Genomic DNA, 23,598 nt, shown 5'->3' with positions numbered 1-23,598 from the left:
CCGGGCGGCCGGGGGCGTCCGGCACGGCCGGGCGAGGGCGGATGCCGCCGGGGTGGGCGTCGGGGCCGCCGGGGTGGCGGGCCCCGGGCTCCGCGGCGACGGCCGGGGCGCCGGCTCCGGGCGGGATCTGCGGGTGATCGTGTGGTGCTCGACGGGCTGGGATCCGTCGGTGGCGGCGGCCGGGCCGGCGCCGGCGTCCCGGCGCATGGTCCCGTCGGTGCCCCCGCGGCCGGGTCCTGTGCTCGGCCGCGGGGGGCGTGCGGGGGTCCGCCCCGTGCCGCGGGGAAGGCCCTCGCCTGCCGCCGTCAGCGGCCGATCTTGTCCAGTTCGGCGAGATCCTCGTCGGAGAGCGCGAGTCCCGCGCCCGCGGCGTTCTCGCGCAGGTGCGCCACCGAGGAGGTTCCGGGGATGAGCAGGATGTTCGGCGACCGCCGCAGCAGCCAGGCCAGGGCGACCGACATCGGCGTCGCGTCCAGTCGGGAGGCCACGGCCATGAGCGCCGAGGACTGCAGCGGCGTGAAGCCGCCGAGCGGGAAGAAGGGCACGTAGGCGATGCCCTGCTCGGCGAGCTCGTCGATCAGCTCGTCGTCCTGGCGGTGGGCGAGGTTGTACATGTTCTGCACGCACACGATCGGCGCGATCGAGCGTGCCTCGGCGACCTGCTCCGCCGTCGCGTTGCTCACGCCGAGGTGCCGGATCAGGCCCTGCTGCTGGAGTTCGACGAGCGTCCCGAGCGCCTCGGCGAGCGAGCCGGGCCGGGGGCCCCGGGCGTCGCCGAGCCGGAGGTTGACCACGTCCAGCGTCTCCAGACCGAGGTCCTCCAGGTTGCGGTGGACGGCCCGGCGCAGGTCCTCGGGCTCGCGGGCCGGGGGCCAGCCTCCCTGCTCGTCCCGGACCGCGCCGACCTTGGTCACGATGTGCAGCGAGTCGGAGTACGGGTGCAGCGCTTCGCGGATCAGCCGGTTGGTGACGCGCGGCCCGTAGACGTCGGCGGTGTCGATGTGGGTGATGCCGAGGCGGACGACCTCGCGCAGGACGGCGAGCGCGCCGTCGTGGTCGGCGGGCGGGCCCATGACGTGGGGGCCGGCGAGCTGCATGGCGCCGTAGCCGAACCGGGTGACGGTCAGGTCGCCCAGGGTCCAGGTGCCGCCGGGAAGCGAGGCGGGGAACGTGCTCATTGCTTGCCTTTCGCGTGGATCGAGGAGGTGGTGCCTGACAGCGCCCTGCTCATCGTGGGTGAGTGGCTCCTTCACAGGAAGAAGGCACTTCGAAGTGCGTAAGGCACCCGCGGGTGGGAGGAGAGCCGGACGGTGACGGTGCCGGCGGGCCGGACCGGGACGCGGGCAGGGGTGGGGCGCGCGCACGGGTGGCGGCCCGCACCGGCCGCGCGCGCCGAGGGGCGACGCGCGTGCGGTCACGTGCGACCGCCCGCCGGCCATCGCCCTCGCGCTCCTCCCGGTGATGTGACCTTCATCGCGGCAGCGGGGTCTCGGCGCGTTCGCCGCCGCGCCGCCCGCCGACGACGGCGGCAGCGGCACATCCCCCGTCGACCGAGGTCACAGGGCTGCGCAGGGGAGGGCACGACAGGAAGACTGCACCCGCGAAAAGCAATATCTATGCCCGCGACATGAGAAATAGGCGCGGGGCGCGGCGAGTATTTCCGGGTCGCCGGGCGGAGTGTAATCATCGACCGTGCAGGGCTGATCGCACCGTGCTACTGTCGTTGTCAGTTGCAGGTGTGGTTGCCAGAAGGTTCATTTCCGACGGGGTAATCATCACGGCGACACGGAATTCGCACAGGGCGAATTTCTGACACCGTCTCCGAAGGAGAAACAACATGGCTACTGGCACCGTGAAGTGGTTCAACGCGGAAAAGGGCTTCGGCTTCATCGAGCAGGACGGCGGCGGCGCCGACGTCTTCGCCCACTACTCGAACATCGCCACCCAGGGCTTCCGTGAGCTGCTGGAAGGTCAGAAGGTGTCGTTCGACATCGCGCAGGGCCAGAAGGGCCCGACGGCCGAGAACATCGTTCCCGCCTGACCTCGGCGCTGACGCTTATTTCGCAGCCGGGGCCCGCACCTCTGGGGTGCGGGCCCCGGCTCGCCGCATTTCAGGGCGCGCGACGGGAAGAATCCACCGCATCACCGGCCGGTGGCACTTTCTCCGTCGGTTCGACTCGGCCCATATCGTCTTCGGCTCGTCTCGAGATTCTCTGCGCCGCTCATCTGCTGCGGGAATTCCTTGCTACGCGCCCCATCAAGGAAGGTCCCGCATGAAGCGTGCCCACACATCCCGCACCCACGACCGCTCCGGAGGGGGCACCGGTGCCGACCGCTCCGGTGGTCCGCGCCGTTTCAGGAACTACGGAGACCGGCGGTCCGGACAGGCCGCGCGGGGCGAGTTCGCGCTGCCGGAAACGGTCACGCCCGCACTGCCCGCCGTCGAGTCGTTCGCCGATCTCGCCCTGCCCGAACGGTTGCTGGCCGCCCTCGGCCGTGAAGGCGTGACCGTGCCGTTCCCGATCCAGGCGGCCACCCTGCCGAACTCCCTGACCGGGCGGGACGTACTCGGCCGGGGCCGGACCGGTTCCGGCAAGACCCTCGCCTTCGGCCTCGCGGTGCTGGCCCGTACGGCGGGCCGGCGCGCCGAGCCCCGGCGGCCGCTGGCCCTCGTCCTCGTCCCCACCCGCGAGCTCGCCCAGCAGGTCACCGACGCCCTCGCTCCGTACGCCCGCGCCGTGAGCCTGCGGCTGGCCACCGTGGTCGGCGGGATGTCCATCGGCCGGCAGGCCGGTGCGCTGCGGTCCGGCGCGGAGGTGGTCGTCGCGACGCCCGGGCGGCTCAAGGACCTCATCGACCGCGGCGACTGCCGGCTGGACGATGTCGGCATCACGGTCCTCGACGAGGCCGACCAGATGACCGACATGGGCTTCATGCCGCAGGTCACCGCCCTGCTCGACCAGGTGCGTCCCGAGGGGCAGCGGATGCTGTTCTCGGCCACCCTCGACCGCAACGTCGACCGGCTGGTCCGCCGCTACCTGACCGACCCCGTCGTCCACTCCGTCGACCCGTCGGCGGCCGCGGTCTCCACCATGGAGCACCACGTCCTGCACGTGCACGACACGGACAAGCAGCAGACCACCCTCGAGATCGCCGCCCGGGACGGTCGTGTGATCATGTTCCTGGACACCAAGCACGCGGCGGACCGGCTGACCAGGTGCCTGCTGAGCAACGGCGTCCGCGCCGCCGCCCTGCACGGCGGCAAGTCCCAGCCGCAGCGCACCCGGACCCTCGCCCAGTTCAAGAGCGGACAGGTGACGGTCCTGGTGGCGACCAACGTCGCGGCGCGCGGCATCCACGTCGACGACCTCGACCTGGTCGTCAACGTGGATCCGCCCAGTGACCACAAGGACTACCTGCACCGCGGCGGACGCACCGCCCGCGCCGGCGCCTCCGGCAGCGTCGTCACCCTGGTGACCCCCGGCCAGCGCCGCGGTATGAACCGGCTGATGGTCTCGGCGGGCATCACCCCCCGGATCGCCCAGGTACGTTCGGGCGAGGCGGAGCTGAGCCGCATCACCGGCGCCCGGACCCCGTCCGGCGTCCCGGTCGTCGTCACCCCGCCGAGCGTGGAGCGTCCCCGCGGCGCGTCCTCCTCGTCCCAGGGCCGTCCACGTCGCCGGGGCCGCGCCGGCCAGGGCCGGCCGCTCGGCGAAGCGGCGCGCCGCGGGGCACGGCAGCGGTCCGGCTCCGGCTTCGGCTCGGCCGCCTAGCAACCGCTGTGACCACAAGTACGCCCCATTTCCGGCAGGAGGCACCCATGACGCCGACTCGGACGCAGCACCATGCGGTGGTCCCCTCCCCCAAGGCCGTGGTCGACGACAAGGACGCGTCCGGGCCTCGGGTCCGTGACGACATGACGGTCGAGGTGGCCCTGTCCCTGATGGCCGGTGCCCGGGTCGATCACCTCGTCCTCTGCGACGGGGACGACCAGGGGACGGGCCTGATCACCCTGGCTCGGCTCATCGTTCTCCGCAACAGCCCCGCCTACACGGACCGGATCCGTCTACGGGACGTCCTCGCCGGTCCGTTCACCTCTCCCGGCGCTCGCCCCGGCGCCGTCGGGGAGCACGACCGGGCCCCGGGCCCCCTCGTCCCTGTCCGCTGATCCGTCCCGCCCGGTCGGCCCGCTCCCCCTTCTCCTCTTCCTTGTGAGGCATCATGCGCTGTGTCATCGCCCGGTACCCGTTCGAGCTGACCAAGAACGGAGTGCTGGCCTCGATGAAGGACGTCACGCCCGAGCCCGTCACGGGTGAGTCCGTGACCATCGGCCGCCGCCGCTACCCGGTCAAGCAGGTGGGCCAGGTCATCACCCGGCAGGACCGCCGCGACTTCACCAGCGGCGAAGTCGTCCGGGCCATGACCCGCCTCGGCTTCACCTGCCACGAGCACCCCGGGACCGCGCCGGCGGACGTCCCCACTCCGCTCCAGGCCGCGTCGGCGCTGCTCGGAGGCACCGCCTCCTCCCAGGAGGCGTGAGAAAGGGGCGGAGAACCGCCATCACGGACCCGGTGAGGGCCCTGCCGACGCGCGTCGGCAGGGCCCTCACCGTCGTATCGCCCTCCGTATCGCCCTCTCGCCGTCCGTGCGAGGGCTCCCTGGCCGGGCGGAGGGGCGAGGCGGCGTCCCACCGCCCACGGCGGCCGAGCCGGACGCCGTCCCCCGGGACCGCCGGCCCACGCACCCCCACGCGCGCACCGGCCTGTTCGGCACCGCCCCCCCCCGCGCGCGAGGCGGCCGCCGGGGCGGCCGGAGGTGACTGCCCGACCGGGCTCCGAGAGCCCCGGTCACGTTCCGCCGTCCGCGACGACTTGCTCCATCCGTTACCGCGGATCACAGGATCCCTGTGATCCGCGAAAACCAAAATCTACTTTTGTCAGAGTAGACATTGCCCCGGGTCGCGGTTAGTGTCTTTCCCGTTGACACGGTCGAACAAGACCCGGCAGACACGAACTGGCGGGTAGCGACACTTGAAGTTCGCAGGTCGGTGCGGCTCTGGAGTTCCGAAGCCAAGGTTTTCGCAGAACGGTGACGGGGCTGGGAGCCGCACCGGGCGGCCCGCAGGCCGAGGGGCTGCCGACAGCATCACCGAGCAGTACCGCAGCACCCGTTCACCCAGTGGTCGGTTCGGAGGAAGAACGGAGGAGCAGACGCCATCAGGATCGCCCGGCCCGAGAAACGCTCGGTCCGGGTACCGCAAGACCCCGGAACGGATGGTGGTCCCCGGTCACGCAGCCGCGATCCCCGCATCCCTCCCCTCGCGGGGCCGGATAGCGGAAACAGAAGGTCGGCACAGCACGAGGGCCGACAGATGGTGTTGAATTCCCTTCGGGGCCCTGGTGCCGTACGGCACCAGGGCCCCTTGACGCGTTGTACAACGAGGTGACATGGCAGCAGACACTCCACTCAGCGACCGCCTGGACGACGACGACTACCCCGCCTACACCATGGGCCGGGCCGCCGAGATGCTCGGCACCACCCCCGGCTTCCTCCGGGCCATCAGTGAGGCCCGTCTGATCACTCCGCTGCGCTCGGAGGGCGGACATCGCCGGTTCTCCCGCTACCAACTGCGGATCGCCGCTCGCGCCCGCGAGCTCGTCGACAGGGGCACCCCGATCGAGGCTGCTTGCCGCATCATCATCCTCGAGGACCAGCTCGAGGAGGCGCAGCGCATCAACGCCGAGTACCGCCGGGCCGCGAACGAAGCGTCCGGCGGGCCCGGTCCCGGTTCGAGCTGACCCCGCGGGCACGGACGGGCCGGGTCGGGCACGTACGGCTCCGCGATGCGCATGGGGGAAGACGCACACGGGTGACCCGCCCCGACGGGTGAGCGGAGAGGAATCGCTCCCCGCGGGCCCGGACGCACATTTTCCCGAGCCCGGCCTCCCGGGCCACGCCCGCTCCGCAGGTGTGCGGGCCGACGGCGGACGGGAGCCGGGTGAGCGGCGGGTCGGACTTGTCGGGCGAACCACGAGCCCGACCGGGCGTACCTGCCCTCGCCCCCCCCGGCCGAAGCCGCCCGCCGGCTGCTCGCCCCCGGGCCGTCCGGGGTCGCCCGGGGCCGATCACCGGCGACGGCCGGGCCGCAGGTCGCGGCGTCGATCGGTCGCACGGCCGCAGGCCAGGGAGCCGGCCCTTCACTTCCCCGGCTGCTGATCGCGCTCGACGGAGCCCGGCGCGCCCGTCGGGACCCCCGGACTGCGCCGACCGCGCGGCCGTCCGCCGGCGCGCCTCGGGGGCGGGCCCGGGCCGGTTTCCTTCCTCCGGCAGCCCCGGAGCGCCGCACGCTGCCGGTCGTGGGCATGGGCAGCTGCCGGCCGATGTGCTCGGATGGGGGGAGTGAGAGGCCCGGGAAGCACGGGGGCGCGGTGAAGTCGAAGGTGGAGAGAACGGCACGGACCGTGACGTGGCTGGTGCTCGCTGTCGTGACGCTCGTCGCGGGGGTGGCGTCGGCCCTCGAGGTCCGCGGGGCGCTGGAACGGGAGCGGGAGTTCCGTGCCGCACCGGCGTGCGCCTCCGTCCCGGTGGAGGCGTCGGGATGCCTGTGGGAGCAGGACTTCGCCGTGCGGCGGGCCGACATGCACAACGGGGAGCGGGGCGAGTCGCCGGAGGCGGAGCTGTCGCTGCCGTCCGGCGAGCCGTGGGAGGTGACGTTCCGCAACACCGGTCCGGTGGCGTCGCGGATGAAGCCCGGCGACAAGGTCGTGGGCCTGATCTGGCACGGGCAGGTCGTCGAGGTGCGGGACGCCGACGGGCGGCGGCAGCAGACGTCCGACGGGCCCGTGGGGTGGCCCGAGGACCGCCTCGGCGGCGCGCTCGCCTGCGTCTCGTTCGGTGTGACCGCCCTCGCCGGAACGCTGTGGCCGCTCCTCGCACGAGGTCGACGCGGTCACCTGACAGCCGCTGCCGTGGTGCGGTGGCACGGCGTCGGCCTGGGCGCCGCGGCCATCCTGACCCTGTGGGTGCAGGCCGCCAACGACTGGCCCCTGTGGACGATCCCGGCGGTCTGGGGGGTGCTCGCGCTGCTCCTCCTGGCCTCCATGGCGGCGTTCGCCACCGCCGCGCTACGCGGCACCCTGGGCGGTGAGGAGCCCCGGGCCGCCGCGGGACTGCCGGCGGGCGGCCGGCGATGACGGACGACGGCCGCGGGCGGAGCCGGCTCGGACCGGGCCGCTGACGCGGCCCTCCTCTCGGCGCGCTCAGCGCGCCCTCCGGCCATGGCGCCGCTCCGCGGCGGGCCGGCGAACCGTCGGCCCCATGGGACGCGGGCTTCCCGGGGCGCGCCCGTCCGGCGGCCGGCCGGAGCGCCCGAGCGGGCGCTCCGGGGGCACGGCGCGTGACGGGCGGCGGGTGCCGGAGCCGCGGGTCCCGCAAGCGGGGCTCGTCCTCGCCGTGCGCCGGACCCGCCGGCGGAGCAGGATGGGTCGGGACGGCTTCATTGCGCCCGACCCGACATGCGGGGAGGAGGCGAGGATGCTGCGGACGCGGCTGTGCGACGTACTCGGTATCGAGGTGCCCGTCATCGGCGCACCGTACGGGCCGTACGAACAGGTCGATCTCGCGGCGGCCGTGTGCCGGGCGGGGGCCCTCGGCAGCCTGGGCACGGCGGTGCGCCCGGTCGCCGACCTGCGGCGCCAGTGGGCCCGGATGCGGGAGCTGACCGACCGGCCGTTCGCCGTCAACCACACCCTCCGCCCGCTGGACGAGGAGGCCTTCCAGGCGACGCTGGACGAGCGGCCGGCCGCGATCTCCTTCCACCTCGGGGTTCCGGACGACCTGGTCGAGCGCGCCCACGACGCGGGCGTCCGGTGGATCCAGCAGGTCATGGACGTCCGGCAGGCCGAACAGGCGGTGCGCGCGGGCGTCGACGTCATCGTCGCCCAGGGCGGCGAGGCGGGCGGTCAGGGCGGCGAGGTGGCCACCATGGTGCTGGTCCCTCAGGTCGTGGACGTCGCGGAGGGGATCCCGGTCGTCGCCGCGGGCGGCATCGCGGACGGGCGGGGGCTGGCGGCGGCGCTCGCGCTGGGCGCCCAGGGCGTGTCCATCGGTACGCGGCTGCTCGCGTCGACCGAGATGAACATCGCCGAGGAGTGGAAGAACCGCATCGTCGCCGCCGAGGCGCGCGACACGGTCAAGCTGGCGCACAGCGACCGATTCATGCCGCCCTTCTCCCGGCCCGGCGGCTACGCCTTTCCCCGGTCGCTGCGTACGCCCTTCCTCGAGGAGGCCGAAGCGCATCCCGAGCGGGTGCGGCCGGCCGAAGCCGGTCCCCGCATCGTGGAGGCCATGCTGAGCGGACGCGGGCACGAGTTCCTGCCGTTCACCGGCCAGTCCGCGGCCCTCGTCCACGACGTCCTCCCGGCGGCCGAGATCGTGCGGAGGATCGTCGACGAGGCGGAGACGGCTCTCCGCCGGGCCGCCGATGCGTACACCCGCGGCACAGCGCACTGAGCGCCGGCCGGAGCGCAACGGCTGGTGGTGCGGATTCCGGACGGGCGTGCCCGCCGGGCGGTCCGCCCGCGGCTCACGGACTCGTCCGGTCCTGGCACGACCTGGCGTCGATGTCCGTGTCGCTGGGGCGGTACTGCGTCTGCCAGTTCCTCTCCTTCTCCGGGATCAGGCTCAGCGACTGCCTGAGGTCCGCGAGCCAGTCGCTGCTGCCGACGTACCTCTTCACGATCTCGCGCAGTCTCTCGCAGTCGGCCCGGTGGCCCTTGGACATGCCGATGCCGTAGTACTGCGGGGGGCCGATGGTCACGCCGGACAGGACCCGCAGCCCCTCGCCGGCGTACTGCTCGGCGAAACCGTAGAGGATCATCTGGTCCGTGGAGACCGCGTCCGCCCGTCCCCGCCGGATGTCTTCGAGACAGTCGGAGGCGTCGCCGGCCTCGTAGTCCTCGATGTCCTCGTAGGCCGGGCTGTCCAGGACTTCGGCGGAGGTGGTGCCTCCCCAGGTGCACACGCTGCGTCCGCGCAGGTCCTCGACGGTACGGATGTCATCGCTGTCCTCGGCCACCATGAAGCCCTGGTAGGTGACGGCGTAAGGGCCGACGAAGTCGACCAGTTCCATGCGTTCGTCGGTGATCGAGAACGTCGCGATCACCAGGTCGACGTCGCCCTCGGTGAGGGCGGTGACCCGCTCGTCGGAGGGAACGTCGAGGCGGTTCGCCTTGATCCCCAGTTCGTCGGCGATGCGGTTGCCGAGGAGGTAGTCGAAACCGGAGTAGTTGTAGTCGGGTTTGTAGGAGGTGCCCGGCTGGTCGTTCTTGTGGGCGATGGTGATGCGTTCCTTGCCGAGGAAGGTGGGTTCGGGATCGGAACAGGCGCAGACGGCCAGGAGACCGGCCACGGCCAGGGCCGCGGCCCACCGCGTCCGCGTTTTTCGTGCCCTTCCGCCCGCGAGCCAGGTGGTCATCGGCCTGTCCTCCTCGTTCGCCCGTCTCGTTCGCCCGTCTCGTTCGTCCGTCTCGTTCGCCCGCCGTGTTCCGTCGTCACCGGAGTCGTCGCGTCAGTCATGGAGGACTGCGCTGTCCACGGAGATCTCCATCAGGCAACCCGGCAGGGTGTGCACGGTGACGGAGACGCGTACGTCGGTCGGCTGCCCGCCGAGGGCGATGTCGGCGGTCGTACCGGAGGTGAGCGAGCGGTTCTCCGCCTCGGGCTGCCGCCCGGCGAGTGCCACGTCGAAGGTGGTGTCCGGTGCGCAGGACTGGGTGCCGACGGATCCTTCCGCGACGCCGAGCGTCAGGCGCAGGTGGCGGCGGACCGTCCCGCTGTCCACGGTGACCGTCAGGGCCGCGCCGTCGCCGACCGGTGAATCGGGCCTGATGCTGGTGCTGCCCTTGACGTCGACCTCACCGTGCGCGCGGAGATGGACCGTCTGGGCCAGGCCGGCGACCGCGAGCGCGACGGAGCCCCAGGACAGCAGGGCCCGCCACCACATGGCCCGGTCGCGCCCCCATATGGCCCGCCAGAACGTGGCGACCAGAGGAAGCGCCAAACACACGGCCGCCCCGGCGAACTGGGTCCAGGGACCTTCCGGGACGAGCAGCGCCGACACGGCGCACAGCGCCAGGACGACCCCGCAGGGCACCCAGTTCCATACGCTCCACCTCTCGACATCGCCCACGCCGGTGAAGAACTTGAGGATCAGGTTCCCCACGACCTGGCCGATGCTGAGCGCGTTCGAGCCCTCGCTGTGCGCGCTGTAGTGGCTCTGTCCGCCGGACGAGGACGCCGTCATCTCCCGTCCCCGGTCGCGGACCGGTATCCCCCGTGCACGTCTCCCACGACCTGCCCGATCGCCTGGGCGCCCGGACCGGTGGCCTGCACGCTGAAGAAGACCGGCCCCGACTGGACCGGCGCGGCCTGCTCGCGGATGTGCCGCTCCAGGGCCGCCACGGTCGGACGGCCCGCGTGGTCACGGCTCTCAGGGTCGGTGAGCCACTGCCCCAGCGCCGCTTCCAGGACCGCCCGGTCGGCGGCGCTCAGCCCCTCGATCAGGTCCTGGACCTGCCGGGCCGGCACGTCCGCCCCCTCCTCCGCCCGGTGCTGCTCCGCCTCCTCCCTCCTCAGCGCACGCTCCAGGAAGAGCCTCCCCCGGTCCACCGCGTTGTCGGTGATCCGGGTCTGCACGGAGGTGAGGAAGCTCTGCCCCATGGAGGCGGCGGCGAGCGTGAGATATGGGGCTACCTGAGCCGCCAGGGTCATGAGATCGGTCATGCGAGCGTCCTCCGCCACCGTTGGCCATGACGACATGAGTCTTCAACGGAACTGTGGGGAAAGGGAGTTACCCATGTACCCCCCACTCCATACCTGGACATCGCGGGAGGCGCCGCGGGAGACGTCACGGGAAGCGACCGGGAAGCGACCGGGAACGGCCCTCCGGGGAGGAGCGTGCGGAGCGCTGTCGCGCCGGGGCCGTCCGTATCGCCGGAGGAGGACCCGTATCGCCGGAGGAGGACGCCGACGGCCCTTCGCGCAGAGCCGCGCGGGCACCTCGGGCGTCCTGGCGGGAGCCGCGGCCCTGGACCTGCCGCTCCCCCGCCTGATGGCCGCGGACCCGTCGCGCCCCCGGACCCGGAACGCCCGCCGGTGTCCGCCGGGCCCCGGACAGCGGTGACGGCGGCGACGGTGACGACACCGGTGACGGCGGTGACGGCAGTGACAGCGGTGATGCCGGTGACTGCGGTGACGGCGCGGGCCGTCCAGAGGCGTACGGCACGGCCGGGGCCCGCACCCGTCGAGGCGCGGGCCCCGGCCGTGGTGCGCGTCCCGTCGCGCGCGATCGGCCGTGCGGCGAGGGACGTTCGGCCACCCGGCGCCCCGGGACGCCGTCGCCGGGAACGGCCCGGCCCACCGGGTTTTTTCAGCAGCCGCTCCTCGGGGTGGACAACGCCTTTCGGCGGACCGGCCCTTCGCCTGCGGCGGAATCTGCCTCCGCCGACGGCGTCCGTCACCCGATCGGCGACCTGTCTGAAAAGCTCACTGCTGCGCGGACGTCATCAACTCCGTGAACAGCGCCATGCACGACGTGCAGTGGCCCGCCTGCTGCGCATCGGACGCCTCCACCCCCGCGAACCGCTTCTGCCCGCAGAGCGTGAGATCGGCCTGTTTGGCCATCACATGCCACACCAGCGTTCCACCCGACTTATCCGGGCCCGCATGCATCTCGTACATGTCCGGCCTCCCAGGTTGGACGTGTCTTTCTCCCAGGACACGCCATGACCGCCCAGGAGTGAAACGGTGAGGGCCGTTCGAGTGAGGACCCGGCCGGGACGTCCCGCGGCCGGGATCCGGTGGAGCGTTGGGCAGGCCTTGCACCTGCATCTCCCCGCGGGAAGCGGAGCGTCTTGCCTTGGACCACCAACGCGCGGCGCGCCACCGGCGGTTACGCGGTGACGTACGCAAGATCTCATTTAACCCGGCCCTATGAAAGAGATACTTGTCTGCGTAATCCTTCACTCTTTTGCCGCGCATCCGGTGGAATGAAGGCCGCGTTAGTCGAGACATGACCAAGGCAACCAGGTTGGGGCCCTACACCTATCTCCCCGCCCCGGCGCACGGATCCCCCGTTCCCAACGGCGCCCTCACCAAAGGCGGACTCCCCGTCACGCTGCGGGTGACCGAGCCCATTCTGCGGAATTTCCTGGACATCCTGGCGGAGCTGGAAGCCGATCTCGGCAGACGGTGGATCACGGCGCAGGGAACACCCGGCCGCAGGCCGGCCGAATAACCAGACGGTGTCATGTATCGCGGACGAACGGATCACCGTCGAGAACACGCAGACCCGCACGCGGGGATGTTCAACGAGAGGGGCACCGGCCGCCATCGGGGCCCGTCCGAACCCTTCCCGCAGCCCTTGGTACCGCCGGACTGGGATCCGGCCGAGGAACTGGCGTTCATGCTCCAGGACGCCATGGTGGAACACGCCCCCCATATCGCCCCCCACGTCGTCCCCCAGGTCGCCTCCCCCCACTCCGCGGACGACGGGCCGGCCGCCGCGCCCGCCCCCGGCACACCACTGGAGAACCTCCAGGAGATCACCGCGGAACTGCCGCCGTTGAAGGACTCCCCCAGGGGCCATCGCAAGGCCCGGGAACGCGGCGGGAAGAACGGTCTGCGGACCGTCAGTCATCTCATCGCCGCGGTGACCGCGCTCATCGCCTGCAGCGTGAGCTTCTTCGGCGGGATGGTCGCCTACGTCCCCCTGCGCCTGTCCGCCGTGCCCCGCGTCGAGGGCGGCATCGCTGCCTGGTGGCCGCTGCTGATCTACGGGCCGTGGCTGGTGTCGTCGCTGTCCGTGCTGCGCGCCGCGCTGCACCAGCGGCGCGCGGTCCACGCCTGGTGCGTGGTGCTGTTCTTCTCCTCCGTGGCGATGATGCTGTGCGTCGTGCAGGCGCCCAGGACCGTCGTCGACACCGCGGCGGCGGCGCTGCCGGGGCTCGCGTCCCTGGCGTGCTTCCAGCAACTGGTCCGCCAGATCACCCTGACCCGTCCGCCCCGGCGGACGATGCCCCGGCACCGTGTGCAGGCCGCCGCCGCGGCCCAGGTCCCCGCCCAGGCCACGGCCCAGATGCAGGGCCCGGCTGCGGCTGCGGCTATGGCTCCGGGGGAGCAGGCCGAGGCGGCTCCCCCGCGGCCCGGCACGCCGGGTCCCGGCGGCGCGGGGCATTTCTCCCCCTACCGGTAGGAGCGGGCCGCCGGGGTCCCGTGGCGTACGGCCGGCCCCGCCGCCGGACGGAGCCGGCCGTACGCGGTCCGTCCGGCGGCTGGGCCGGCCGGGAGGGTGCCGGTGGCGGCGGTACCGCGCGTACACGGTGTGTTACGGGAATTCACGCAGGAACGACACACAGGGCACACACCGTCCGTCCAAAGCCTCGCTACCGTTCTGGCCTCCCGTTTTCGATCTTGCCGATCGTTGACCCGGCCGACCCAGGAAGAGTGCGGATGGACTACTGCTCCCCGTGTCGCCGGCACCTCAATGGCGCCCTGGTGTGTCCGGGGTGTGGTGCCTACACCCCGGACATCGCCCCGGAGGCCGTGACCGGACGGACCGTCGCGGGACGGGCGGCGAACTCCGGCTCGGGGGACGACGGACGTCCGCGAACCGACGAAGAACCGGACGGCGAAGAGCCGGACGGCGAAGAGCCGGACGGCGAACAGCCGGACGGCGAAGAGCCGGACGGCGAAGAGCCGGACGGCGAACAGCCGGACGGCGAAGAGCCGGACGGGAAGGAACCGGACGGCGAGCAGCCGGGCGGTGAATTCGGTGGTGAGCCCGCCGGGGCGACACCCGTCCCGCGGGGGCGGGCGGCCCGGCGGCGGTCGGCCCGGCGCAGGAGGAACCGGCGGCGGGCCCTGGTCGCGGTGGTCGTCACCCTCCTCGGCGGCGTTCTGGTCGTCACCGTGCCGGACCGGAACTTCCCCGACCGCGCCGAGGCGGCCACGGCACCGGACGTCCCCGTCCCCGGCCTCACCGGCCCGGGCGCCACGCGGGACGCGGCGCAGGAGCCCGGCGCCCGGTCGGTGCCGCCGTCCCCCGCCGCTCGCCGGACCGCTTCCGGCCGGCCGGTTCCGCAGGCGGGTCCGAGGACCACCGACCGGGCCTCCGGCCCCGCCTCCGCACCCGGCCCCGGTTCCGACCCCGGTCCCGGCCCCGGCCCCACCCCCACGCCCGTCGGCACGCGGACGGCGGCGGTCCCGCCGACGACCGCCTCCCCCTCCCGTACGAAGACGTCCGCGCCGCCGTCGGTCCCGGCCGCGGAACCGCCGACGGCGCAGCCGAGCCCCACGCCGGCCGCCTCCCCCTCGCCCTCGGGCCGGGTGTGCCTGCTCTGGTTGTGCCTCGGCTGACGCCGGGAACGGGTTCGGGCACGCGGGCGCCGGCGCCCGGCCGGCGCGTGGCGGGGCGGTGGACGCCCGGCCGGCGCGTACCGGGCGGTGAGGTCGTTGCCCGCGGCCCGGCCGCCCGGCCAGGTGGCGCCGGAGGGGACCCACGGGGCGCGGGCCTCGCCACGGGCATCCGCCGGCCTCCGCGGCACTCGCCGGTCACCGATTTAACAATCGGACATTTCGGGAGCTTATTGGCATTCCGTCGGTCATAATCGGAATATGACTACGGCAACGCATGAACTGCTGACCGCGTCGTCCGAGCACGCGCTCAACATGACCGCGGCGTTCATCGGCGGGATGGTCGTGGCCGGTCTGCTGATCTGGGCCGTACCCGTCGGTATGCGCCTGATGGACAAGGACACCGGACACCCACGCCCGGAGGAGCAGCCGAAGCTGCCCGACAGCGGGCCGGTCCGCGAGATCCGGGAGCAGCGGGAGCCGGACGAGGTCCCGATCGTGAACGGGGGGCCACGGCTCATGCCGTACGAGCTCCACCACGCCAACACCCGGACGTGCAAGGACCAGAGCCGACGGCGCTGGCAGCCCGGGTCCAGCGGCTCCTTCGGCAGCGGGGGCCTGGGGCACGTGTGACCCGTGCCCCGGCTCCGGGCCCCGGCACGTGCGCCTCGGTCCGCCGGCGGACGGCGGATGACAGGTGCCGGGTGCCGGGTGCCGGGTGCCGGGCCGACGGATCCGCCCGAGCCGGACGGACGGAACCGTCAGCGACGGTCGCCGCCGGGCGGCTCGGACGGCCCCGGCGACCCCGGCGCCCCCGTCGGCTTCGGTGATTCCGACGGCTTGAGCGACGGGCGCGGCTGCGGGGGCGGCAGCGATGGTGGTGACGGCGGCGATCCGGGTGATGCGAGTGGTTCCGGTGACCGCAGTGGCCTCGGCGACGCCGCCGGCCCAGGCGGCGACGGCGGCCGGGGGAACAGCGCCCGCGCGGGAGACCGCGCCGGTTCCGAAGGCCGCGCCGGCGCCGGTGCGGAAGGTGTCCCCGGGGTCCACCGCGGTCCCGTGACCTCCACCTGGGCCGGGCGCAGGAGCTGGTCGCCGATGCGGTAGCCGGGGCGGAGGACCGCCGTGCAGACGAGGCGGTCGGCGTCCTCGGAGACGTGGTGGGCGAGGGCGTCGTGGCGGGCCGGGTCGAACTCGTCGCCCACCTCCCCGAACGCCACCAGTCCCAGGCCGCCGGTCCGGCTCTCCAGCGTGTCGGCGATGTCCTTCAGCCCCGGTGTCATCGGCTCGTGCGCGCGGGCGCGGTCGACGGCGTCCAGCACCGGCAGGAGGGCGGTGAGCACGTTGGCCACCGCGATCCGGCGCACGGCCAGGCGGTCGCGCCGCACCCGCTTGCGGTAGTTGTCGTACTCGGCCTTCACCCGCTGCAGATCGGCGGTGCGTTCCCGGAGCAGCCGGCGCAGCTCCTCCGTGCTCCGTGCCTGGCTCCCGTCCATGGTCAACCCGCCCGCGAGTCGCTGTCGTCGCCCGCCGTCCCGGCGTCCGCCCCGTCGCCGTTCCCCGCGAAGGCCGCGGCAGGAGGCGTGGTCCCGCCCCCTTCCGTGCCGGTGACGGCGGCGGGCTCGCCGCCGTCGAGGACCGGGACCACCGAGTCCGTCGTGCCGGGGCCGATGCCGACCGAGCGCGCCATCCGCATCCTCCCTCTCGTGCCGCTGGTCAAGTACCTCGTACCGCTGGTCAAGCGCCTCGTGCCGCTGATGGCTCACGGGCCCCGGGCCCGGTCAGGGGCCGCGCTCCCACCGGACCGGGCCCGCGCGCAGCGGCGGTGCCGGCGGCTGCGCGGCGCCGGCCGGACGGGCCCGGCGCACGGGGCGGGGGGCCGCCGGGGCGGGGGCCCGCTCGCGGTCGTAGGCGGCCCGCAGCACGGGATCGCGGAGGGTCTCGTACGCCGCCCGGACCCGTCCGAACCGCTCCGCGGTGACGGCGTCCACGCGGGTGTCGGGACGCAGTTCCCGCACCCGGCGGCGGAACGCGGACGTGATCGCCTCGGCCGACGCCGAGGGCGTCACCCCGAGCACCGCGTACAGGTCCGGTTCCCGCATCGCCCGGCTGCCTCCTCACCCGCCGCGAGCTGCGCTTTCGCCTCCGTCTTGCCTCATAGCCTGAATAAAACTTGAGCGCCCCCTTGTCAAGTATGGATCGTCGAGGTATAGCCGTGTGTAGACCCGCGTGACCAGCCGCGGGTCGATCCGGCCCGATCACGACCGGTTCCGACGGCACCCACCGGGCGAAAGGAGTGGAACAGTGACGCTCGTCCGTACGGATCCCCTCCGGGACCTCGACCGGCTCACCGAGCAGACGCTCGGCACCCTCGCCAGGCCGGCCGCGATGCCCCTCGACGCCTACCGCAGCGGTGAGGACCTCGTCCTCCACTTCGACCTGCCCGGCGTCGACCCCGCCGCCGTCGACCTCAGCGTCGAGCGCAACGTCCTGACCGTCCGCGCCGAGCGCCCCGGCCCCGCCGCCGAGGGCGCCGACCTGCTGGTCGCCGAACGCCCGCACGGCGCCTTCAGCCGTCTGCTGATCCTGGACGACACCCTGGACACGGAGCGGATCAGCGCCCGTTACGAGGCCGGCGTGCTCACCGTCACCGTGCCGGCCGCCGAGGAGCCGAAGCCGCGCCGCGTCCGGGTCGGCCGCACGGCCGCGGACGGCGGCGACGGCGGGAGCCGGGAGGCGCCGCGGAGCACCGCGTGAACCGTCCCGCCGAACCAGGTGAGCGAGCCGGGGAACCGGGGGACCGGGCAGTCGGGAGCCCGGAGAGCCCGGGGAGCGGGCGCCTGCCCGTCCGGAGCCCGCGCCCCGGCCCGTCCGAACGGAGGTGTGCCGCGATGATCACCGAACTGGCCGTGGAACGCGTCGAGTTCACCTGCGGGACCTGCTGGCACCGCTGGAGCGTCGACTACGACGTCCAGCGCTGCCTGGACGACCGCGGGGACGAGTGGGAGTACTTCCACCGGGACAACGCCGCCGTCCCCTCCCCCTACACCCCGGAGGGCGCGCCGGCCTGCGCGCACTGCGGCCGGCGCTGGGTGGGCCGCCTCGTGGCCCGGCGCCCCGTCCCGCTGCCCGGCGCGCCCGGCGCGCCCCGCAGCCGCGTGCCGGCGGAGGGCGCCCACCGCCCCGAACGCCACACGGCCCCGCTGCTGGAGGCCGGGGATCACCGGCAGCCGGCGCCCGGCGCTCCGCGGGAGGCCGGGACCCCCGAGGAGGCCGGGCGGATCTCCTGAGGGACTCCTCCGGCGCGGCCCGGAGGCGGCTCCGGAGCCGCCTCCGGGCCCCTACAGCCCCAGCCACACGGTCGTGTCCGGACCCAGCCGTCCGTCCTCCTCCAGCGGCGCGCTGCTCAGCAGCACCTCGCCGGCCGGCAGCCGGACCGGTGCGCCGGACAGGTTGGCGACGCACCGCCAGCCGCTGGTGCGGTCGAACTGGAGCACCCCCTCCGGGACGTCGTCCGCCCAGGTCAGCGACTCCCCGCCGAGCAGCTTGCGGCGCAGTTTGAGGGCCGTGCGGTACAGCTCCAGGGTCGAGCCCTCGACCCCGTCCTGCGCCTCGACGGCGTACGCCGCGAAGCCCGGCGGCTGCGGCAGCCAGGCGCCGCCCGGCCCGAAGCCGTACGACGGCCCGGTCGTCGTCCACGGCAGCGGCACCCGGCAGCCGTCGCGGCCCTTGCGGACATGGCCCGTCTGCTCCCAGACCGGGTCCTGGAGCACCTCGGTGGGCAGGTCGGCGACCTCGGGCAGGCCGAGTTCCTCGCCCTGGTAGAGGTACGCCGACCCGGGCAGCGCCAGCATCAGCAGGGTCGCGGCGCGGGCCCGGCGCAGCCCGGCGGCCTCGTCGACGGCCGGGGCGTGGCCGCCGGACAGCAGCCAGGCGTTGGCGTCGGTGCCCGGCGGGAGCATCAGGCGGGAGGCGTGCCGCACGACGTCGTGGTTGGACAGGACCCAGGTCGCCGAGGCCCCGGCGGCGGCCGCGTCGGCCAGCGCGCCGGTGATGACCCGCCGCAGCTCGCCGGCGTCCCAGTGGGTCTGGAGGTACTCGAAGTTGAAGGCCTGGCCCAGCTCGTCCGGGCGGGCGTACAGCGCGCGCCGGGCGCCCGGCACCCAGGCCTCGGCGACCGCCATGCGGGGCGGGCTGTAGGCGTCGAGGATCTTGCGCCAGTCGCGGTAGATCTCGTGCACCTCGTCGCGGTCGTAGAAGGGGTGCTCGCCCGGCGCGAACCGCGCCAGGGCCGCCTCGCCGCGCACCCAGGGGGCGCCGAGGTCGCGCAGCGGCTCGTCGAGGTCCTTGGCGAGGGCGTGGGCGACGTCGATCCGGAAGCCGTCCACGCCCCGGTCGGACCAGAACCTCAGGGTGGTGCGGAAGTCGGCCCGCACCTCCTCGTTCGCCCAGTTGAGATCGGGCTGCTGGGGCGTGAACAGGTGCAGGTACCACTGCCCGTCGGGCACCCGCCGCCAGGCGCTGCCGCCGAAGACGGACTGCCAGTCGGTGGGCGGGAGCTCGCCGTGCTCGCCGCGGCCGTCGCGGAAGACGTACCGGTCGCGGGCCGGGGAGCCGGGTCCCGCGCTCAGCGCCTCCTGGAACCACGCGTGCCGGTGCGAGGTGTGGTTGGGCACCAGGTCGACGAGGACCTTCAGCCCCAGCCGGTGCGCCTCGGCGACCAGGGCGCCGAAGTCGCCGAGGGTGCCGAGGCGGGGGTCGACGTCGCGGTAGTCCTCGACGTCGTAGCCGCCGTCGGCCAGCTCGGAGGGGTAGAACGGGCTCAGCCACAGGGCGTCGACGCCGAGGGCGGCGAGGTGGGTCAGGCGCTGGGTGGCTCCGCGCAGGTCACCGAACCCGTCGCCGTCGGCGTCGGCGAAGCTGCGCGGATAGATCTGGTAGATGACGGCCTGCCGCCACCAGTTGGGGTCCCGGGACGACAGGTCGGGCGTGGAGTGCGACTCGTCGGTGCGTACGGTCACGCGGCCTCCTCTGCGGGGTGCGGTGCGGACGGGCGACAGCAGAAATCTGTCCACAACACCGGAAAAGTGAACACCGGGGGCGGATCGGAACAGGCGGTTCCAGCGGCCCGTGCGACCGGTGGACCCAGCATCCCCCGGATCGCTCACTCCCGGTGCGACCGGCGCGCGCTCCGGGTGTCGCGGTCGCAGGTCCAGCCGCAGCAGCAGCAACGGCGGCGACTGCGTCGAGGTCGCCCGCCTCGCCCCCCGCACAGCCGTCCGCGACTCCGAGAACCCCGGGGCCGGGACCGTCACCGTCTCCCCGGAACCGTCGCCCTCCGCGGGGATCCGGGGGAGGACGGCCCGGGCGGAGTCCTCCGCCTACCGCCGCACGGACACGGCGTTGTCCCCGGAGCTGACCGGCTCCCCCTCCGCCGCTCCCCCGGGACCCGCGTACGCGGCCAGGAGCAGGGCGGTCACGGCGATGACGGCCGCGGTGAAGCCTCTGGTGTAACGCTCTGCGGTGCGTGTGCGTTCGAGCACGGCGACCTCGCAACGGCGACGGTGGGGTGGGGGGTGGCGTGGTGCGGCGGTGTCCGGCATCGGTGTCCGGTCCGGGTGTCCCACCCGGTGTCCGCCGCCGATGCCCGGTGCCGGCGCCGGCGCCCGACGACGGTGTCGGGCGACGACGGGTGTACAGCAACGTATTAAGCGCGTTTAATTCACGGTTTAACCTAAAGCCGTCGCAGCCGAACGGCAAGAGCCGCAGGGGGAGTTGGCCAGTGGGGGACCGTGACGACCCGGAGACCATCGGACGCCGAGTGCAGCGGTTGCGCGTCGAGCGCGGGCTGACGCAGCGGCAGCTCGCGGAACCCTCGTACACGCCCGCGTACGTCTCCACGCTGGAGGCGGGCCGGGTGCGGGCCTCCGAGGAGGCGCTGCGGCACATCGCCGGCCGGCTCGGCGTCGCGTACGAGGAGCTGGTCACCGGCCGTCCGGCCCGCCTCGCCACCGACCTGCGGCTGCGGCTGACCGAGGCCCAGCGCACCCTGGCCACCGGGGAGACGGAACAGGCGCGGCGGCAGTACGCCGGCCTGCTCGCCGAGGCCGAGACGCACGGAATCGGCGAGGTGCGGGCCGCCGCGCTGCTCGGGCTCGGGGAGTGCGCGCTGGAGAGCGGGGAGCTGGCGGACGGCCGGCGGTTCTTCGAGCGCGCGGAGGAGTGCCTGGCCGACGCGCCCCTGCCGGGCCGGGTCCCCGCGCTGCGCGGCCGGGCCGTCGCCCACTACCTCGCCGGTGAGCTCCGGTACGCCGTCTACCTGCTGGAGTCGACCCTCGACGAGCTGAACCGCAGCGGGCTGCACGACCCGGACGCGCTGCTGCTGCTCTACGCCAGCGCCATCGGGCCGTACATGGACATGGGCGCGCACGCGCGGGCCGCCCAGGCCGCCGAGTTCGCGCTCGCGCTCGCCCCGCAGGCGGGCGACCCGGCGCTGGTGGCGCGCATGCACCGCTCCGTCGCCCGCACCCTGCTCGCCGAGGGCCGCCTCGCCGAGGCCGACGCCTCGCTCGCCAAGGCCGCAGAGCTGTACCGGACGCTCCAGCTCCGCACCGAGCTGGCCAACTGCCACTGGATGCGCGGGTACGTGTACGCCCAGGACGGCCGGCTCGACCGCGCCGAGGACGAGCTGCGCGAGGCCCTGGCCATGCTGACGGCCAAGCGCGCCGCCCTCTACAGCAGCCAGGTCGCCGTCGAGCTGGCCGACGTGCTGCACCGGCGCGGACGCTCCGAGGAGGCCGCCGAACTGCTGCACGGGGTCCTCGACGGCCTGTCCTCCGAGCGCGGCGCCGTCCACGCCGCCGCCGCGCACCGGCTGCTCGGCATCATCGCCGAGGACGCCCGGGACACCGAGGCGGCCGAGGAGCACTACGTCCGGGCGCTGAGCCTGCTGGAGCGGGCGGGCGCCGCCGGGGACCTGGCCGACCTGTGCCGGTTGCTGGGGGACCTGCTGCGCCGCACCGGGCGGGTGGAGGCCGCGCTGGACGCCTACCGGACGGGCCTCGGTCACCGTACGGCCCCGGGGACGACCACCCTCGGCCCGGCGCCCGCACAGCCCCCGCTGTGACGGCGCCCGCACGGCCCCTCCGCGACGGCACCGGCCCGGCGCCCGCACGGCTTCCTCCGCGACGCCCGCACAGCCCGCTCCGGGACGGTGCCGGGGCGGCGCACAGCGGCGTCCGTTAGCCTGCGAGCGCCGACCGACGGAACGGGTAGAGGGCGCGTGGAGAATCGACGGACTGTGGCCGACGGCCTGCGCCTGGCCGTGCGCGCGCTCGTGTACGCCGTCGTCGGCGGGACCGCGCTCGTCGCCATCGCGACGGTCGTCTCCGTGCTGGGCCCGGTGGTGGCGCTCGACCTGTACACCCCGCCGGTGGCCGCCTGGTGGACCGTCTTCACCGCCGTCGTCGTCCAGGGCGTGCCCTTCCTGCTGCTCGGCACGGTCGTGTCGGCGGCGATCGGCGCCTTCGTGCCGGACCGGGTCCTCACCCGGCTCCTCCCCCGCAACCAGGCGCTCGCCGTCCCGGTCGCCGGCGCGGCGGGGGTGGTGCTGCCCGGCTGCGAGTGCGCGTCGGTGCCGGTGGCCGGGAGCCTGATGCGGCGGGGCGTCGCCCCGGCCGCCGCCCTGGCCTTCCTGCTGTCGGCGCCCGCGATCAACCCGGTCGTGCTGGTCGCCACCTCGATCGCGTTCCCCGGGCAGCCGGCCATGGTCGCGGCGCGGCTGGCCGCCTCGCTCGCGGCGGCGGTGGTCATGGGCTGGCTGTGGGCCCGGTTCGGGCGGGAGGAGTGGCTGCGGCTGTCGAAGGGGCGCCCGGCGTCCGGGCCGTCGCACGGCCGGCACGCCTTCCTCGCCGGGCTGCGGCACGACTTCCTGCACGCCGGCGGCTTCCTGGTGGTGGGCGCCGGTGCGGCGGCCACCTTCGACATCGCCGTGCCCCGCTCGGTGCTGGACGTCTTCACCGGGTCGGCGTGGCTGTCGGTGCTGCTGCTGGCCGTCCTGGCGGTGGTGCTGTGCGTGTGCAGCGAGGCCGACGCGTTCGTCGCGGCCTCGCTCAGCGGCTTCTCGCCGACCGCGCGGCTGGCGTTCATGGTGGTGGGGCCGATGGTGGACCTGAAGCTGATCGCGCTGCAGGCGGGCACCTTCGGCCGGGCCTTCGCGGTCCGGTTCGCGTCGGTGACGTGGGTGGTGGCCGTGGCGAGCAGCGTGCTGGTGGGGTGGTGGCTGCTGTGAGGCGGTACGGTCCCGCGGTGCTGCTGGCGCTGACCGGCGCGGCGGTGCTGCGCATTTCCCTCTTCGGCGACCTGTACCTGCGGTACGTGCAGCCGGGACTGCGGCCGTACCTGATCGTGTCCGGTGCGGTTCTGGTGCTGCTGGCCCTGTGCACGGCGGTGGCGGGGCGGCGCGCCGCGGACCACGAAGGACACGCGGAGCACGGGGAGCACGGGGAGCACGGGGAGCGCGATCACGGGGAGCACGGGGACCACGGGCACGCCCACGGTCCCGGCGGACCCCGCGTCGCCTGGCTGCTCGCCCTGCCCGCCCTCGCCCTGCTGCTGTTCCCGCCGCCCGCCCTCGGCTCCTACAGCGCCGAGCGGGAGGCGGCGCAGCGGGCGGCGCAGGGCGTCGGCGCCTTCCCGGCGCTGCCGTCCGGGGACCCGGTGGACCTGACCCTCGCCGAGTTCGGCTCCCGCGCGATCTACGACAGCGAGCGGTCCCTGAAGGGCCGCACCGTCCGCCTGACCGGCTTCGTCACCCACGGCGACGACGGCACCTGGTACGTCACCCGTCTCCTCGTCTCCTGCTGCGCCGCCGACGCCACCACCGGCAAGGTCGAGATCCGCTCGGCCGAGGCCCCGCCCGCCGACACCTGGGTCACGGTCACCGGCACCTGGCACCCCGAGGGCGCCCTGGGCACGGACGCCGCCTGGCCGCCGGTCCTCGACGCCACCCGGGTCCGGCACGTCGAGCAGCCGGCGAACCCGTACGAGAAGCGCTAGCCGCGCCGGGACGAAGACGGCCGGAACCGGCCCCCGGAGCCCGGGCGGCGGGGTTTCGCCCGGCGGGGCGCGGGTAGTCGGCTCGTCTCCGGGCAGGCGGCGCCGTCGGTGCCCCGTGCCGGGAGAGCG

26 protein-coding genes and 1 pseudogene are annotated in these 23,598 nt (G+C 74.1%); 17 read left to right on the top strand and 10 right to left on the bottom strand.

The features are described 5' to 3' along the window. Positions 1-305 precede the first annotated feature (305 nt). Positions 306-1,178 carry an aldo/keto reductase family oxidoreductase gene (locus ACIBAI_RS13540; RefSeq protein ID WP_399033802.1) on the bottom strand — a complete coding sequence of 291 codons (873 nt, stop codon included), beginning with the start codon at positions 1,176-1,178 and terminating at the stop codon, positions 306-308. 659 nt (positions 1,179-1,837) lie between these two features. Here ACIBAI_RS13540 and ACIBAI_RS13535 point away from each other — a divergent pair. From ACIBAI_RS13535 to ACIBAI_RS13505, 7 genes are all read left to right on the top strand, one after another. Next, positions 1,838-2,041 carry a cold-shock protein gene (locus ACIBAI_RS13535; protein WP_028799214.1) on the top strand — a complete coding sequence of 68 codons (204 nt, stop codon included), beginning with the start codon at positions 1,838-1,840 and terminating at the stop codon, positions 2,039-2,041. 232 nt (positions 2,042-2,273) lie between these two features. Beyond that, complete coding sequence (locus tag ACIBAI_RS13530; protein WP_399033801.1) at positions 2,274-3,773, top strand: DEAD/DEAH box helicase; 1,500 nt, start codon at positions 2,274-2,276, stop codon at positions 3,771-3,773. A 47-nt stretch (positions 3,774-3,820) separates the two neighbouring features. Continuing rightward, complete coding sequence (locus ACIBAI_RS13525; RefSeq protein WP_399033799.1) at positions 3,821-4,168, top strand: CBS domain-containing protein; 348 nt, start codon at positions 3,821-3,823, stop codon at positions 4,166-4,168. A 53-nt stretch (positions 4,169-4,221) separates the two neighbouring features. After that, a complete protein-coding gene (locus ACIBAI_RS13520; RefSeq protein WP_399033797.1) occupies positions 4,222-4,539 on the top strand; it encodes an SCO5918 family protein in 318 nt (105 codons plus the stop codon). A 908-nt stretch (positions 4,540-5,447) separates the two neighbouring features. Next, positions 5,448-5,798 (top strand): MerR family transcriptional regulator, encoded by a 351-nt coding sequence (locus ACIBAI_RS13515; RefSeq protein ID WP_399033795.1) that lies wholly within the window; start codon positions 5,448-5,450, stop codon positions 5,796-5,798. Positions 5,799-6,461: 663 nt separating this feature from the next. After that, the gene (locus tag ACIBAI_RS13510; RefSeq protein ID WP_399033794.1) at positions 6,462-7,193 is read left to right on the top strand and encodes a hypothetical protein; all 732 of its coding nucleotides are present in this window, start codon (positions 6,462-6,464) and stop codon (positions 7,191-7,193) included. Between the two features lie 340 nt (positions 7,194-7,533). Next, complete coding sequence (locus tag ACIBAI_RS13505; RefSeq protein ID WP_399033793.1) at positions 7,534-8,511, top strand: NAD(P)H-dependent flavin oxidoreductase; 978 nt, start codon at positions 7,534-7,536, stop codon at positions 8,509-8,511. A 73-nt stretch (positions 8,512-8,584) separates the two neighbouring features. On the opposite strand, the gene ACIBAI_RS13500 is transcribed toward ACIBAI_RS13505, so the two are convergent. The 4 genes from ACIBAI_RS13500 to ACIBAI_RS13485 all read right to left on the bottom strand — a co-directional run bounded on the left by ACIBAI_RS13500 (position 8,585) and on the right by ACIBAI_RS13485 (position 11,739). Then, entirely contained in the window at positions 8,585-9,475 is an 891-nt protein-coding gene (locus tag ACIBAI_RS13500; protein ID WP_399033792.1) for a transporter substrate-binding domain-containing protein, read from the bottom strand. Positions 9,476-9,568: 93 nt separating this feature from the next. After that, positions 9,569-10,303 carry a hypothetical protein gene (locus ACIBAI_RS13495; RefSeq protein WP_399033791.1) on the bottom strand — a complete coding sequence of 245 codons (735 nt, stop codon included), beginning with the start codon at positions 10,301-10,303 and terminating at the stop codon, positions 9,569-9,571. Further along, a complete protein-coding gene (locus ACIBAI_RS13490) occupies positions 10,300-10,782 on the bottom strand; it encodes a hypothetical protein (RefSeq protein ID WP_399033789.1) in 483 nt (160 codons plus the stop codon). Before ACIBAI_RS13490 ends, ACIBAI_RS13495 begins: the two co-directional genes overlap by 4 nt. A gap of 762 nt (positions 10,783-11,544) precedes the next feature. Next, entirely contained in the window at positions 11,545-11,739 is a 195-nt protein-coding gene (locus ACIBAI_RS13485) for a hypothetical protein (RefSeq protein ID WP_399033787.1), read from the bottom strand. Between the two features lie 331 nt (positions 11,740-12,070). On the opposite strand from ACIBAI_RS13485, the gene ACIBAI_RS13480 reads away from it, so the two are divergent. From ACIBAI_RS13480 to ACIBAI_RS13465, 4 genes are all read left to right on the top strand, one after another. Then, positions 12,071-12,295: a hypothetical protein gene (locus ACIBAI_RS13480; RefSeq protein ID WP_399033785.1), complete on the top strand. Its 225-nt coding sequence runs from the start codon at positions 12,071-12,073 to the stop codon at positions 12,293-12,295. Positions 12,296-12,463: 168 nt separating this feature from the next. After that, positions 12,464-13,252 (top strand): hypothetical protein, encoded by a 789-nt coding sequence (locus ACIBAI_RS13475; protein ID WP_399033783.1) that lies wholly within the window; start codon positions 12,464-12,466, stop codon positions 13,250-13,252. A 350-nt stretch (positions 13,253-13,602) separates the two neighbouring features. After that, positions 13,603-14,415 (top strand): hypothetical protein, encoded by an 813-nt coding sequence (locus tag ACIBAI_RS13470; protein WP_399033781.1) that lies wholly within the window; start codon positions 13,603-13,605, stop codon positions 14,413-14,415. Positions 14,416-14,673: 258 nt separating this feature from the next. Next, positions 14,674-15,045, top strand: a complete 372-nt coding sequence (locus tag ACIBAI_RS13465) for a DUF6479 family protein (protein ID WP_399033779.1) — start codon at positions 14,674-14,676, stop codon at positions 15,043-15,045. Between the two features lie 128 nt (positions 15,046-15,173). On the opposite strand, the gene grpE is transcribed toward ACIBAI_RS13465, so the two are convergent. The 3 genes from grpE to ACIBAI_RS13450 all read right to left on the bottom strand — a co-directional run bounded on the left by grpE (position 15,174) and on the right by ACIBAI_RS13450 (position 16,514). After that, positions 15,174-15,908 carry a nucleotide exchange factor GrpE gene (gene grpE, locus ACIBAI_RS13460; protein WP_399033777.1) on the bottom strand — a complete coding sequence of 245 codons (735 nt, stop codon included), beginning with the start codon at positions 15,906-15,908 and terminating at the stop codon, positions 15,174-15,176. Between the two features lie 2 nt (positions 15,909-15,910). Continuing rightward, on the bottom strand, positions 15,911-16,102 hold the full coding sequence (locus tag ACIBAI_RS13455; protein WP_399033775.1) for a hypothetical protein: 192 nt from the start codon (positions 16,100-16,102) through the stop codon (positions 15,911-15,913). Positions 16,103-16,193: 91 nt separating this feature from the next. Continuing rightward, on the bottom strand, positions 16,194-16,514 hold the full coding sequence (locus ACIBAI_RS13450) for a J domain-containing protein (RefSeq protein WP_399033772.1): 321 nt from the start codon (positions 16,512-16,514) through the stop codon (positions 16,194-16,196). A 202-nt stretch (positions 16,515-16,716) separates the two neighbouring features. On the opposite strand from ACIBAI_RS13450, the gene ACIBAI_RS13445 reads away from it, so the two are divergent. Both ACIBAI_RS13445 and ACIBAI_RS13440 read left to right on the top strand, forming a co-directional pair. Beyond that, entirely contained in the window at positions 16,717-17,169 is a 453-nt protein-coding gene (locus ACIBAI_RS13445) for an Hsp20/alpha crystallin family protein (protein WP_399033770.1), read from the top strand. Between the two features lie 134 nt (positions 17,170-17,303). Then, positions 17,304-17,702: a hypothetical protein gene (locus ACIBAI_RS13440; protein WP_399033768.1), complete on the top strand. Its 399-nt coding sequence runs from the start codon at positions 17,304-17,306 to the stop codon at positions 17,700-17,702. Positions 17,703-17,753: 51 nt separating this feature from the next. On the opposite strand, the gene ACIBAI_RS13435 is transcribed toward ACIBAI_RS13440, so the two are convergent. Beyond that, the gene (locus ACIBAI_RS13435) at positions 17,754-19,433 is read right to left on the bottom strand and encodes a glycoside hydrolase family 13 protein (RefSeq protein WP_399033767.1); all 1,680 of its coding nucleotides are present in this window, start codon (positions 19,431-19,433) and stop codon (positions 17,754-17,756) included. A 109-nt stretch (positions 19,434-19,542) separates the two neighbouring features. On the opposite strand from ACIBAI_RS13435, the pseudogene ACIBAI_RS13430 reads away from it, so the two are divergent. Next, a pseudogene (locus ACIBAI_RS13430) lies at positions 19,543-19,728 on the top strand (DUF397 domain-containing protein); the annotation flags it as partial. 65 nt (positions 19,729-19,793) lie between these two features. Here the strand turns inward: ACIBAI_RS13430 and ACIBAI_RS13425 are convergent. Continuing rightward, complete coding sequence (locus tag ACIBAI_RS13425; RefSeq protein ID WP_399033765.1) at positions 19,794-19,955, bottom strand: hypothetical protein; 162 nt, start codon at positions 19,953-19,955, stop codon at positions 19,794-19,796. A gap of 239 nt (positions 19,956-20,194) precedes the next feature. Here ACIBAI_RS13425 and ACIBAI_RS13420 point away from each other — a divergent pair, with 239 nt between their 5' ends. The 3 genes from ACIBAI_RS13420 (at position 20,195) to ACIBAI_RS13410 (ending at position 23,469) form a co-directional block, all read left to right on the top strand. Further along, positions 20,195-21,538, top strand: coding sequence for a tetratricopeptide repeat protein (locus ACIBAI_RS13420; protein WP_399033763.1), 1,344 nt, complete (start codon positions 20,195-20,197; stop codon positions 21,536-21,538). A 174-nt stretch (positions 21,539-21,712) separates the two neighbouring features. Further along, positions 21,713-22,702, top strand: coding sequence for a permease (locus tag ACIBAI_RS13415; protein WP_399033761.1), 990 nt, complete (start codon positions 21,713-21,715; stop codon positions 22,700-22,702). Further along, entirely contained in the window at positions 22,699-23,469 is a 771-nt protein-coding gene (locus ACIBAI_RS13410) for a TIGR03943 family putative permease subunit (RefSeq protein ID WP_399033977.1), read from the top strand. Before ACIBAI_RS13415 ends, ACIBAI_RS13410 begins: the two co-directional genes overlap by 4 nt. Positions 23,470-23,598: the final 129 nt, after the last annotated feature.

It is taken from the genome of Streptomyces sp. NPDC051041 (assembly GCF_044456065.1).
Classification (GTDB): Bacteria; Actinomycetota; Actinomycetes; order Streptomycetales; family Streptomycetaceae; genus Streptomyces; species Streptomyces glaucus.
This window is presented reverse-complemented; position numbering and strand designations above follow the sequence as displayed.

Excerpts from the sequence above, each read along its gene's own strand:
- ACIBAI_RS13455 (WP_399033775.1), bottom strand. The coding sequence starts at position 16,102 with ATGGCGCGCTCGGTCGGCATCGGCCCCGGCACGACGGACTCGGTGGTC.
- ACIBAI_RS13500 (WP_399033792.1), bottom strand. The coding sequence starts at position 9,475 with ATGACCACCTGGCTCGCGGGCGGAAGGGCACGAAAAACGCGGACGCGG.
- ACIBAI_RS13530 (WP_399033801.1), top strand. The coding sequence starts at position 2,274 with ATGAAGCGTGCCCACACATCCCGCACCCACGACCGCTCCGGAGGGGGC.
- ACIBAI_RS13450 (WP_399033772.1), bottom strand. The coding sequence starts at position 16,514 with ATGCGGGAACCGGACCTGTACGCGGTGCTCGGGGTGACGCCCTCGGCG.
- ACIBAI_RS13480 (WP_399033785.1), top strand. The coding sequence starts at position 12,071 with ATGACCAAGGCAACCAGGTTGGGGCCCTACACCTATCTCCCCGCCCCG.
- ACIBAI_RS13535 (WP_028799214.1), top strand. The coding sequence starts at position 1,838 with ATGGCTACTGGCACCGTGAAGTGGTTCAACGCGGAAAAGGGCTTCGGC.
- ACIBAI_RS13475 (WP_399033783.1), top strand. The coding sequence starts at position 12,464 with ATGCTCCAGGACGCCATGGTGGAACACGCCCCCCATATCGCCCCCCAC.
- ACIBAI_RS13485 (WP_399033787.1), bottom strand. The coding sequence starts at position 11,739 with ATGTACGAGATGCATGCGGGCCCGGATAAGTCGGGTGGAACGCTGGTG.
- grpE (WP_399033777.1), bottom strand. The coding sequence starts at position 15,908 with ATGGACGGGAGCCAGGCACGGAGCACGGAGGAGCTGCGCCGGCTGCTC.
- ACIBAI_RS13490 (WP_399033789.1), bottom strand. The coding sequence starts at position 10,782 with ATGACCGATCTCATGACCCTGGCGGCTCAGGTAGCCCCATATCTCACG.
- ACIBAI_RS13495 (WP_399033791.1), bottom strand. The coding sequence starts at position 10,303 with ATGACGGCGTCCTCGTCCGGCGGACAGAGCCACTACAGCGCGCACAGC.
- ACIBAI_RS13465 (WP_399033779.1), top strand. The coding sequence starts at position 14,674 with ATGACTACGGCAACGCATGAACTGCTGACCGCGTCGTCCGAGCACGCG.
- ACIBAI_RS13525 (WP_399033799.1), top strand. The coding sequence starts at position 3,821 with ATGACGCCGACTCGGACGCAGCACCATGCGGTGGTCCCCTCCCCCAAG.
- ACIBAI_RS13505 (WP_399033793.1), top strand. The coding sequence starts at position 7,534 with ATGCTGCGGACGCGGCTGTGCGACGTACTCGGTATCGAGGTGCCCGTC.
- ACIBAI_RS13515 (WP_399033795.1), top strand. The coding sequence starts at position 5,448 with ATGGCAGCAGACACTCCACTCAGCGACCGCCTGGACGACGACGACTAC.
- ACIBAI_RS13440 (WP_399033768.1), top strand. The coding sequence starts at position 17,304 with ATGATCACCGAACTGGCCGTGGAACGCGTCGAGTTCACCTGCGGGACC.
- ACIBAI_RS13540 (WP_399033802.1), bottom strand. The coding sequence starts at position 1,178 with ATGAGCACGTTCCCCGCCTCGCTTCCCGGCGGCACCTGGACCCTGGGC.
- ACIBAI_RS13520 (WP_399033797.1), top strand. The coding sequence starts at position 4,222 with ATGCGCTGTGTCATCGCCCGGTACCCGTTCGAGCTGACCAAGAACGGA.